Raw genomic sequence first — 11,845 nt, 5'->3', positions numbered from 1 at the left:
CCCTGCTACTTAAACGATTTCGTAGTTTTTTTAGTAATAATTACGCAATGGATTTCGTAGTTTTTTGTAAAAATTTGCGAAAAGGATTTCGTGTTTAACGCAATCGTTTGCTGTGACTTAACTTTTCAGAATGTCCTTAAGTAGTTTAATATTTGTTTCGGTGCTCTAACCATCACCAACAATTATAAATCTATTTATTAACCAATTTTAAGGACTACAAAATGAGTGTTTTTCACAAGAAAAATGGTCATCTTTTTTTTCATCTTAGTGATAAAGATGACCTAAAAAGATCACCGTTTACAACGCTGTTTAAGATCACATCAAAAACGATTATTTTCCCTCTTATTTTATTCAGTAGCATCAATTATAGTCAGGCAAAGGAGTCTGAAAAACTGTTGCGAAGTAATTTCAAACTATTTCAGGCGGATATTCAAGTTACCGGAGTCGTTAAAGATTCTACAGGGACGATCTTGAGGGGTGTTTCAGTTGCATTAAAAGGGAAATCAACTATCGGAACATCTACCGATGTCAATGGAAATTATATCTTAAAAGTTCCATCCTCAGGAATTTTAGTTTTCTCCATGGTCGGTTATAAAGCTCAGGAAATTAATGTGAATGGATCCTCAAGCATCAATGTGGTACTGGTAGAAGCCGAAGCGAATCAGGTCGATGAAGTCGTCGTTACGGCATTTGGTCAACGACAAAGAAAACAGGATATTATCGGTTCAGTTGCTTCACTTAGTCCTAAAGAGCTGCGGGCTCCAGTCAGCAATCTTACCGCTGCCCTGCAGGGAAAAGTAGCGGGAGTTGTTTCTTTCCAGAGAAGTGGGGAGCCGGGATCGGATAACGCCGATTTTTTCATTAGAGGTGTTGGTACTTTTGGAACAAATGCGAGACCACTCATATTGATTGATAATATGGAAGTTACGGCAGATGATCTCGCGAGGATACCTGTAGATGATATCGAAAATTTTTCCATTTTACGTGATGCAACAGCGTCTGCTGTTTATGGTTCCAGAGGTGCCAATGGCGTCGTTTTAGTAACAACCAAAACAGGCAAGGAAGGTCCTGCAAGAGTAGCTTTACGTGCCGAAAATCGAATTTCTACGCCTACACAAAGATTGAAGTTAGCGGATCCAGTTACCTGGATGAAATTGAACAATGAAGCCGTGTTAACAAGGGATCCACTAGCTGTCGAGCAATATGGTCAAGAGAAGATAGAAAAAACACAGGCCGGGGCAGATCCATTACTTTATCCAGCGGTAGACTGGTTGGATGCATTGACCAATAAAACGACATCTACACAAAATTACAATTTAGGAATTTCCGGTGGTGGTCAGATCGCTAACTATAATGTCAGCGGTAACTTTACGAATGATAATGGTCTATTAAAAATGAATGATCTGAATAATTTCAATAATAATGTGAATTTTCAGGTTATGAATTTACGAAGCAACGTTGGCATTAATCTCACCAAGAGTACGCAAGCGATGATTCGAACTGTTGTTAATTTGCAAAATTACTCAGGGCCACCCACCAGCGGAGCAGAAGCTTATAACCTTGCTTTAAGGGCAAATCCTGTATTATTCTTACCGGTTTATGAAGTTGGAGCGGCACAATCTTACATCAAGCACCCGCTATTTGGAAATGCAGGAGTTGATGGGCAATATCTCAACCCGTATGCTGAAATTATGCGCGGTTATTCTGAAAGAAGGAGAAGTGATGTTCAGGTTCAGCTTGAACTGAAGCAAGATCTTTCCGAGCTCGTTACTCCAGGATTAAATTATAGAGGTTTGATTAATATATCAAGAAATTCATATTTTTCGCAATCCAGAACTTACAATCCCTTTTATTATACTCCTATCGGAATTGATCCTGTTAGTAACACACCAATTTATAAGCAATTAAATCCAACAACGGGGACCGAGTATCTAGATTTTAAACCTGGAAGTAGAACTCAGGCAGCAATTTTTTATATGGAAAATCAACTTTCATATTCAAAAGCAATTGAGAAGCATAATTTCTTTGGTATGCTCATCAATACGATTCGAGACAATATCAATACACCGGTAGACAATAATATTTCATTAATTAATACATTGCCCTCACGAAATGTTTCCTTGTCGGGTAATTTTACTTACGGATATGATAGCCGTTATCATGTACAGTTCGCATTTGGGTACAATGGATCAGAAAGGTTTTCATCTAAATATCGATGGGGATTTTTTCCATCCTTTGGAGCTGCCTGGAGCGTTTCTAATGAAAAGTTTTTCGAACCGTTGAAACCAGTTGTCAGTAACCTTAAATTTAGATTTACACGGGGTACATTAGGTAACGATCAGATTTTAGACACGCGATTTTTTTATCTATCCGATGTTAATTTGAACAGTAGTAGTAATGGTTATACCTTTGGTCCACCTGCGGAATCCTCTCGATATACGGTTAATGGAGTGGTGGTAAACCGTTACGCAAATCCGGATATTCGTTGGGAAATTTCTACACAAACCAATTTAGGAATAGATTTAGGTCTTTTTAATGGTGCCATTACTTTTACAGGGGATTTCTACACACAATTTAGAGATAACATTGTGCAGCAACGTACATTACCGAATAATAATGGATTGACGGCAAATGTATATGCGAATGTCGGTGAGTATAAAAGTCGTGGATTTGATGGGGAACTTGTTTATAATAAAACTGTAAATAATGATTTGTGGTTTCAGGGAAGAGGGACATTTACTTATGCTACAGGGGAATATTCATTTTATGAAGAGCCTAAATACAAAAATGATTATCGAAATCGGGTAGGTACGAGTGCGGCGCAAACTTTTGGTTATATAGCAGAAAGGTTATTTATTGATGATAATGAAGTATATAATAGCCCTAAACAAGAGTTTGGTTCAACAGTACGCGGTGGTGATATTAAGTACTTAGACGTAAATCGTGACGGTGTCATTAATGATGATGATCGAATGCCTATTGGTCACCCGACCACACCTGAAATTAATTATGGTTTTGGTTTAAGTACGGGCTATAAGGGTCTTGATCTCTCTTTCTTTTTTAGTGGCGTAGGTAGAGCTTCATTATTCATTAACCCAAGTGCCGATAATACTTCAACTAGCAAAGGTATAGCGCCTTTTGGTAATATAAACTCACCCAATGCGGTGTTGCAGGAGTGGGCCGACAGTCATTGGTCCGAAGATAATAAAAATATATATGCCGCATGGCCACGATTAAGTATTCAACCGATGGCTAATAATACGGTTTCGAGTACTTATTGGTTACGCAATGCAAGTTTCTTTCGGTTAAAACAACTGGAACTTGGCTACACTTTAAATAAAGAATTTACACAAAAATTCAAGTTTAAATCTTTCCGAATATATGCGAGTGCAACCAATCTATTAACCTTTAGCGCATTTAAATTATGGGATCCCGAGATGGGCGGAAATGCACTCAATTATCCGTTGCAAAAAGTTTTCAATATTGGTATAAATGCAAATCTATAATGATCATGAAAAATAATTTTAAGATAAGTATTCTTGGACTGGGTATGCTGCTCGGGATGGCAACATCCTGTAATAAATTTTTAGATGTCGTCCCTGATAATGCTCCTGTACTCGATCAAGCCTTTGCTATGCGTACCATGGCTGAACGTTATTTAGTGACCTGCTACAATTCATTGCCCCTAAATTCTTCTGTTACAGCTAATACGGGTATTTTGGCAGGAGATGAGTTTTGGTTAAGTTCTCAATCCACTTATAATTCCTATAACAATTGGAAAATAGCCTTGGGTAATCAAAATTCAGATAACCCGTTAATGAACGCATGGGATGGTAATAATGGATCGACTGGTCTCTGGATTGGTATCACAAACTGCAATACATTTTTAGAAAATATTCAAAAAGTACCCGATATGACCGATGCTGAAAAACTGCAATGGGCTGCTGAAGTAAAATTTTTGAAAGCTTATTATCATTTTTTATTGTTAAGGCAGTATGGTCCTATTCCGATCATGGACAAAAATATTCCAATCTATGATCCTCCCGGCAATTCCCAGATACCAAGGAGCAGTGCTGAAGAATGTTTTGACTATATTATTGGGACGATTGACGGTGACATGGATTATTTGATGGACGACGTTACTGCTGTTAATCAGGAGACAGGAAGGATTACAAAGCTCGTTGCAAAAGCGATGAAAGCTGAAATTTTGATATATGCCGCTAGTCCATTGTTTAATGGAAATAATGGAATAGAAGCGTCCTTACGAAATAATGACGGCAAAGAATTATTTAATAAGACCTATTCCGTAGAAAAGTGGCAAAAGGCATCGGTGGCTTGTAAAGAAGCTATTGAGTTTGCACATGCATTGGGCAAGCAATTGCATACCTGGAATTCTGTTGGGAGTTTTACGCCACAGACAAGTACAAAATACCAAATGAACACAAGGGAAGCGTTTAGTGAATCTTCCAATAATAAAGAGATCCTCTGGCTCGATTCCCGATCTACTGCATCAGCAGCATACCAAGGAGCTTTTATGGTGCCTCGTTTTACGGCGAATGCAACAAGCTCAAGTCTATCGGGCTATATGTCTGTAACTTTAAATCTTGTGGAGAAATTTTACTCGAAAAATGGTGTTCCAATTGATGAAGACATTTCATATCCCTATAATTCGAGGTTTGATTTAGTTACGGTACCTAGTACGGATGGATATCGCTATGATCTCGTAGCTGGAAAGACAACTTCAAGATTACAACTAGATCGTGAAAATAGATTTTACGCATCGTTAGTATTCGACGCAGGTCGTTTATTTGTAAATCAAGCAGGTTCGGATGCGAATGCTTATAATATAGATTTGAAATATGCAGGGGCATCTGGTAAAGTAGATCCAACAAATTATAATTGGACAGGTTTCGCTTCTAAAAAACATTATAACTATCAAAATACAGTAGCTGCGAGCAATGGTTTTACGGCTCGATTATTTGGATATCCTGTGATGCGTTTAGCAAATCTTTATTTATACTATGCTGAAGCGCTCAATGAAGTTAATGGACCAACGCAAGAAGCCTACAGCTATATTGATCTGGTTAGAGAAAGAACCGGTTTAGGCGGTGTAGTGGACTCCTGGCTTAACTATTCGGTTAATCCATCTAAACCAACCACTAAAGAAGGTTTAAGAGAAATTATTAAAAGTGAACGCACAAGCGAATTTGCATTAGAAGGGATTCGTTTTTGGGATTTAAGGAGATGGAAAGATGCGGTAAAAGAATTAAATACGCCCATATTAGGTTGGGATATAAATCAGTCTGCCGAAAGCTCTTTTTATAGACCTACTGTGCTTTACACAAGATCATTTATGGATAGAGACTATTTTTGGCCGATTAGTTTAAATGAAAGACGCAGAAATCCAAATCTTGTTCAAAGTGCAGGATGGTAAGTGAAATAAAAACGAAAAAATCATTATGAAAAATATTAAAAAATTCAGTAGTCACTTTAATGTTTGGTTGTGTTTAATGATAACCTTTACCATCATTAGCTGTAAAGAAGATAGTGGCATTCAATTCGCAAGGGAAGGAGCAAAACCAGGTAAATTAACAAATATAAGTTTTGAAGAAGCAGCTGGTGGTGCTATTATAGCCTATGATATGCCCGATAATGTTGATTTGCGTTATGTTCAGGCCACTTACACCTTAGACAATGGACGTACAATGGTCGCCAAATCGAGTGTTTACGATAATCATTTAAAGGTAGAAGGATTTGCGAAAATTGGTGAATATGATGTCGAGTTAAAAGCTGTTAGCGTTGGTGAAGTACAATCTGATCCCATCGTGATAAAGATTAAAACAGGTAAGCCTCAGTATCAGATCTTGGCGGAATCATTTGAATCGGATAGTTATTTCTACAGCACATTTGGTGGAATCAATTTGGTATATAAAAATGAATCTGCAGCAAATATTATATTACGCGTATTTAAATTTGGAACAGATTCAATCACTCATGTAACAGGATGGAGCACCATCAATGATACTTATACCAAATCGAAAGAAGGGGTAATAAGAGTTCGTGGTGAAAATCCTATAGCATCCAAATATGGTGTGATTATTCGTGACCAGTGGGGCAATATTTCAGATACGATTGTACGCACGCTTACTCCTTTAGAAGAGGTGGAGCTGAACGGTATTAAAGGTTATAAAGGTATCGTTGCCTATTCAAATGAAAATAAAAACGGAGAGTATATTCTTAACTATTCTGCTCAGGGTAATAGCGCCGATTTAGAAGTCGCTCTTTTTGATGGATCGCAAACAGGGACTACCTATAATACAGGAAAGCAATGGTGGGGAAGGAATGCTCCAATTCCTTTACAATTTAGTTTGGATTTAGGTAAAAAAGTGCAATTAAGTCGTGTGAAATTATGGGGTCGTAATGATAATGCTTCTTTATTATTTCAGGCAACACATCCCAAAGAATTTGAGGTTTACGCAAGTAACAATCCAGCCACTGATGGTTCATGGGACTCTTGGACATTGGTGGGATCTTTTACTGGAACGCGACCATCTGGGCTTGCTTTCGGCGTGAATGCAACACCGGAAGACCAAAAATTTGCGCAGGCGGGAGAAGATTTTGAAGTGGCTTGGGATACCCAGGAATCTTATCGATACTTCCGTGTAAAAGTACTCTGTACCTGGAATGGAGTACGCGAACAACCATTAGGAAACGCTTTGACAGTAGCTATATCTGAGATGAAATTTTTTGGTAAATACACCCAATAGTACTTTTAATTATGAAAAATAAAATATACACAATAATAGGTTTCTGCACATTATTAGTGGCTGTTTCAAATTGCAAACCAGCAGACTATTATTACGGCGATTATTTGAAAAATGGAGAGATTTACTACCCGGGGCGTATAGATTCTTTAACGTTAATACCGGGAAATAAAAGAGCAATTTTACGTTTTCAGATGACAACGGATCCGAAAGTAAAACTCTTAAAAGTCTTTTTGAGAAACAGTTTGTCATCAAAACAAACCATCATGCCATTTGATGTGGCATCAAATAGTTATGGTAAAATCAGAGAAATAAATTTAGATCAACTAGAAGAAGCGACTTATAGTATTGATGTGCGTTCATATTCGGGTAATGACAGTTCTCAAAGTGTTAATACGAATCAATACATTTATGGAGAAAGATATAATCTAACATTGATCAATCGTACATTTTCTAGTTTTGATAAGGCGAATAGTGCTTTGCATAAAGCAACCTTTAATGGGGAGAGCAATCTGCCACGGGAAGGAACATTTTTTCCAATGCAATACACTGAAGTTGTTTATCAAAAAGTAAACGGTGAAATGATGACGGTAAGAATCACACCTTATGAAACTAAAGTGAATTTACAAGATATAGCAAGCCCAAGTACGATCAAGTATCGGACAGTTTATAAGCCCATTGCGCAATCTATTGATTTCTTTTATACCAGTTATAAGGAAATCCAGTATACGAAATAAAACGTCATATTAAATCGCAATTCATATTGATCACGCAGTCTTAACGCTTCGTGATCAATTGTTTTAAATATTGAGTAAAGATCTGTAAAAATTTAGGAACTGCTTGTTTTTTATTTTATTACAGATCTGGAATAGCGTTGACCTTATATATGCGCTTGAAATGGATGAAAAGCGAAATTTAAAAAGCACCTGAACGGATCCGTTCAGGTGCTTTTTTGATGAAACTAAGGTTAATCTTGATAAGTGCCCACTTCGTTGAGCGCCGCCCATTGGGTGCCATCGGTGGCACTTGAAATCGTCACTTTAAAGTAACGGAAGGTTAGGCTATTGGGTAAAGTCACATACGCAGGACCTGCCGCATCCGGGAGCACATAACTGCCGGCATTTTGCCAGGTGCTGTTATTGGTACTGACCTGAATTTGAATATTCTTGGGTTTGCTTCCTCCAGAGCGCTGTACAAAGGTAAAGCGGTTCACCGGTTTTGAGGCTCCCATATCGATGGTAAAGAAATGCGGATGGGTAGAATTTGCTCCCGTCCAGCGGCTCACCCATTGCGTTGTTTTATCTCCGTCGATGAGATGCACAGCCTGACCGCTTTCTGCCTGAGTCTCTTCAGAACTTACGGCAACGATACTCCAGTTTGCTTTATTGTATTCGGGTCTGTCGCCAAACTGAATATCGGGTTTACCGTTCTGCATCTGATAACTGTAGCTGTTCCAATGTCTGTAGCCATTTTCATGGATCAAGCTGATCGTAAAATCATTCTGTAGGTTGCTTCGGTCTTTGAATTCGGTAATGGCGATTTCGGTATAAAAACTATCCAGACCGATCGGGGTGGTTACCCAGTTTTCAGAGTCGTAGTTACCATCTCCGGCACTGCGCTTGGCATCGTTTGTAAAGCCGATGAAGTCCACCTTTTTGTTGCTGCTGAACCGTCCGGATACAATTACTTTTTGCGTAGCATCGTCATAGCGGGCATTCAGTTTGGTGATTTTCGCATTGGCAGCGACATACCAGTCCGAACGAGTTGTGGTACTGAACACCTGTCCACGGCTCAGTACAGAACAATCCCAGGCATCTAAATAAGTCGGTGCTACGACAAAAGTACCACCGTTTCCGGTGATGATGGGTGTACCGTAGAGATTGTTCTGCGATACCAGACCGCCATTATGCGGCAGATTGAGACCGTGCATCATCTCATGCGTATTGCCTCCGATCCAGGAAGAAGCCAGTCCAGCTGTATCGGTACGGCTCATATTGGCGATCTCCATATCGGGGAAATCGATGCCGTAGCATTTTGTTCCGATGCCATAGTACGGCGCATTTTGCTCACCAAATTTATTGACCGTGGTCAGGATCAGGTAATGGTCACTGGATTTTTGATGGGTCTGAAAATACGTGGTAATTTCCTGCCACATGGCTGATTCCCCACCCTCATATGGATAGGAGGAAGTAGGGAGATTGCCCTGTACAACATGGATTTTGACCCTATTGGAAGCATTTTTTAACAATCCGAAGGTTTTGTCGCCATGTCCCCAATGCTGCATCCAGGTTTTGACAAAGTTTTGTTGGTAGATCAGTGTTTCACTGATACGTCTTTCGTAATCGGGATTGGGAACCATGTCCGAGGGGACAAACAAGACGACGTTGAGGTTGTAGGGGTGGTCTGACGTGTAAACGGTGTCGAGGGTGTTCGTATTGGCATCAATACGGGTGAGAATTTCTGTTCTTTTACAGGAACCGAATAAGAGGGCCACTGCAAGTACGAGATGGTAAATTTTCATAACAGTTGTTTTTGGTTAAAGGATATATGGGTTATTCTAAATGATCGTATTGAAAAAACGGGTACTTGCATCTTATTCGGGACGAACCGTATATGTACGGATTTAGGCAATTGCTATACGTGATCTTGCTCTGGCTGTCAGGTGTTTCGCTAAAAATCTCCCGCTTGATTATTTGACGAAACAAATGATTAGGTTAAAAATAGGAGGTTAGAATGAATAATAATGCAAGTTTATTACCTTTTATTAAAACTATATTACCTTTAAATTGACTTTAGAAAGACTGCCGCTCAGTCTTACGTCTTCGGTCGGGGCTTGTTGCGCCGGGGATCTTTGGAAACAAATCGGAGGTTACGTTGTTACTAGTAATAGTGTCGGTCATGTGAAGGGTACCGACATGTTCTAATCTTCATCAATAACTTTATTTAAACATGGCTAAGCAACAAGAAAACAAAAAAGTGCAACAGATTCAGGAGCATACGATTGACAATGCCAATCGGGTATTGACGACGAATGATGGAGTTCCGATCAATGATAACAACAACATGCTCAAAGCAGGAGAACGTGGCCCTGCACTTATAGAAGATTTTATTTTTCAAGATAAGCTGGCTCATTTTGACCGCGAGCGGATTCCGGAACGCGTGGTACATGCAAGAGGTTCTGGTGCTCACGGTGTTTTTGAAGCGACAGCAGATGTTTCTCAATATACCAGTGCCGCTTTTTTAAAGAAAGGTACGGTAACGCCGTTATTTATCCGTTTTTCAACCGTTGCGGGCTTTAAAGGATCGACTGATCTGGCGCGCGATGTAAGGGGATTCTCGGTAAAGTTTTATACGGAGGAGGGTAATTATGATTTAGTGGGTAACAATATTCCGGTATTTTTTATTCAGGATTCGATGAACTTTCCAGATTTGATCCACGCTGTTAAGCCAGAACCGAATAATGAGATGCCTCAGGCCGCATCGGCTCATGATACGTTCTGGGATTTTATTTCTTTGATGCCTGAATCTGCACATATGCTGATGTGGGCGATGTCCGACCGTGCTATTCCACGTTCTTTTAGAATGATGGAAGGTTTTGGTGTCCACACGTTCAAATTTGTCAATGCAGCAGGTAAAGGCACTTTTGTGAAGTTTCATTGGAAACCTAAATTGGGAGTGCATTCGGTGGCATGGAACGAGGCGCAAAAATTATCGGGATTTGATTCGGATTTCTTACGCCGGGATCTGTGGGAGAATATCGAAAAGGGTAATTTTCCACAGTGGGACCTGGGTGTACAGCTTGTACCGGAAGAGGATGAACAGAAATATTCGTTCGATTTATTGGATGCAACGAAGATCATTCCGGAAGAATTAATTCCGGTGACGATTATCGGAACGATGACATTGAACCGTAATCCGGAAAATTTCTTTGCAGAAACCGAGCAGGTAGCCTTTGATCCAGGACGTCTGGTACCGGGTATTGACCTGACCAATGATCCTTTATTGCAGGGACGTATATTCTCTTATGCAGATACACAGAATTACCGATTGGGAGGTCCTAATTTTCATGAGCTTCCGATCAATAGACCGGTCAACGGTAAACATAACAATCAAAAAGACGGTTTTGGCAGACAGGATATCCTGAAAGGCAATGTCAGCTATTTCCCAAATAGCTTGGGTGGCGGTTGTCCCTATCAGGCCATGTTAAAAGGCGAGACCGGTTTTAAGAGCCATGAAGAAAAAGTGGATGGCTATAAAGTAAGACGCAGGTCTTCGTCATTTGCTGATCACTTTACACAAGCCCGCTTGTTTTTCAATTCGCAGACAGCACCTGAAAAGGAACATATCATCAGTGGTTATAGCTTTGAGCTATCGAAAGTCAATTCGGTAGCGATCCGTACACGGGAGCTGGCGATCTTAAATCAGATCGATCAGGAACTGGCGAAAAGAGTGGGTGCCAATCTGGGATTGACACCTCCGGAGCAACTGGATGAACTGACGTTACAGTTTGCGCGTCAGAACCATCCGGAATATCCGGTGAAAGCGCCTAAGCCAGAGGTAGAGAAATCTGCCGCATTGAGTATGGCTACCGCTCCGGGCGAAGGAACGATTGAAACTCGGAAAGTGGCTTTTCTAGTGGCAGATGGTGTGAGCAAAGCATCGGTCGATGTCATGAAAAAAGCATTGGAAGCGGAGGGTGCTGAGGCCGTTCTGATCTCGACACATACGGGTAACGTGAAGTTTAAGGAAGGTGGAGAAGCGGAAATTCAGCATACTTATCTGACGGAAGCTTCGGTCTGTTATGATGCATTCTATACACCCGATGGTGATTCGGTTGCAACATTGGAGGATGAGCCGGATTATATCCATTTTATCAACGAAGGATTTAGACATTGTAAGGCTTTGGCCTTTGCTAAAGGTGCTGAAAAATTAATTGCAGGATCGTATATCGCCAAGCAGGAAAAGGATGCCGGTGTGGTACTCGAGTCAAAAAATAACCTGACGGCAGACTTTATCAAAGCGATGAAAGGTCACCGGGTATGGGATCGGGAGAAAGGACGGAAAGTGCCTGCTTAGTGCGG

6 protein-coding genes are annotated in these 11,845 nt (G+C 40.1%); 5 read left to right on the top strand and 1 reads right to left on the bottom strand.

What is annotated here, in order from left to right; genetic code table 11:
- Window positions 1-221 precede the first annotated feature (221 nt).
- Genes JAZ75_RS21330 through JAZ75_RS21315 form a run of 4 tightly spaced genes read left to right on the top strand, consistent with a single transcriptional unit; the run spans window position 222 to window position 7,501 of the window.
- Complete coding sequence (locus JAZ75_RS21330; protein ID WP_208698299.1) at window positions 222-3,506, top strand: SusC/RagA family TonB-linked outer membrane protein; 3,285 nt, start codon at window positions 222-224, stop codon at window positions 3,504-3,506.
- 5 nt (window positions 3,507-3,511) lie between these two features.
- Complete coding sequence (locus tag JAZ75_RS21325; RefSeq protein WP_208698297.1) at window positions 3,512-5,434, top strand: RagB/SusD family nutrient uptake outer membrane protein; 1,923 nt, start codon at window positions 3,512-3,514, stop codon at window positions 5,432-5,434.
- Window positions 5,435-5,459: 25 nt separating this feature from the next.
- Window positions 5,460-6,767, top strand: coding sequence for a DUF4959 domain-containing protein (locus JAZ75_RS21320; RefSeq protein WP_208698295.1), 1,308 nt, complete (start codon window positions 5,460-5,462; stop codon window positions 6,765-6,767).
- 11 nt (window positions 6,768-6,778) lie between these two features.
- Entirely contained in the window at window positions 6,779-7,501 is a 723-nt protein-coding gene (locus JAZ75_RS21315; protein WP_208698293.1) for a DUF4998 domain-containing protein, read from the top strand.
- Window positions 7,502-7,731: 230 nt separating this feature from the next.
- Here JAZ75_RS21315 and JAZ75_RS21310 read toward each other — a convergent pair whose 3' ends face one another.
- Window positions 7,732-9,285, bottom strand: a complete 1,554-nt coding sequence (locus JAZ75_RS21310; protein ID WP_208698291.1) for a discoidin domain-containing protein — start codon at window positions 9,283-9,285, stop codon at window positions 7,732-7,734.
- A 428-nt stretch (window positions 9,286-9,713) separates the two neighbouring features.
- Between JAZ75_RS21310 and JAZ75_RS21305 the strand changes: the two genes are divergently transcribed.
- Entirely contained in the window at window positions 9,714-11,840 is a 2,127-nt protein-coding gene (locus tag JAZ75_RS21305; protein ID WP_208698289.1) for a catalase, read from the top strand.
- The last annotated feature ends 5 nt before the right edge of the window (window positions 11,841-11,845 follow it).

This window comes from Sphingobacterium sp. UDSM-2020, assembly GCF_016132525.1.
Lineage (GTDB): Bacteria > Bacteroidota > Bacteroidia > Sphingobacteriales > Sphingobacteriaceae > Sphingobacterium > Sphingobacterium anhuiense.
Note: the sequence above shows the minus strand (reverse complement) of the source record. Positions and strands in the feature narration are given on the sequence as shown.

What these genes read in the sequence shown, in the direction of transcription:
- JAZ75_RS21330 (WP_208698299.1), top strand. Translation starts at nt 222, where the DNA reads ATGAGTGTTTTTCACAAGAAAAATGGTCATCTTTTTTTTCATCTTAGT.
- JAZ75_RS21320 (WP_208698295.1), top strand. Translation starts at nt 5,460, where the DNA reads ATGAAAAATATTAAAAAATTCAGTAGTCACTTTAATGTTTGGTTGTGT.
- JAZ75_RS21305 (WP_208698289.1), top strand. Translation starts at nt 9,714, where the DNA reads ATGGCTAAGCAACAAGAAAACAAAAAAGTGCAACAGATTCAGGAGCAT.
- JAZ75_RS21310 (WP_208698291.1), bottom strand. Translation starts at nt 9,285, where the DNA reads ATGAAAATTTACCATCTCGTACTTGCAGTGGCCCTCTTATTCGGTTCC.
- JAZ75_RS21315 (WP_208698293.1), top strand. Translation starts at nt 6,779, where the DNA reads ATGAAAAATAAAATATACACAATAATAGGTTTCTGCACATTATTAGTG.
- JAZ75_RS21325 (WP_208698297.1), top strand. Translation starts at nt 3,512, where the DNA reads ATGAAAAATAATTTTAAGATAAGTATTCTTGGACTGGGTATGCTGCTC.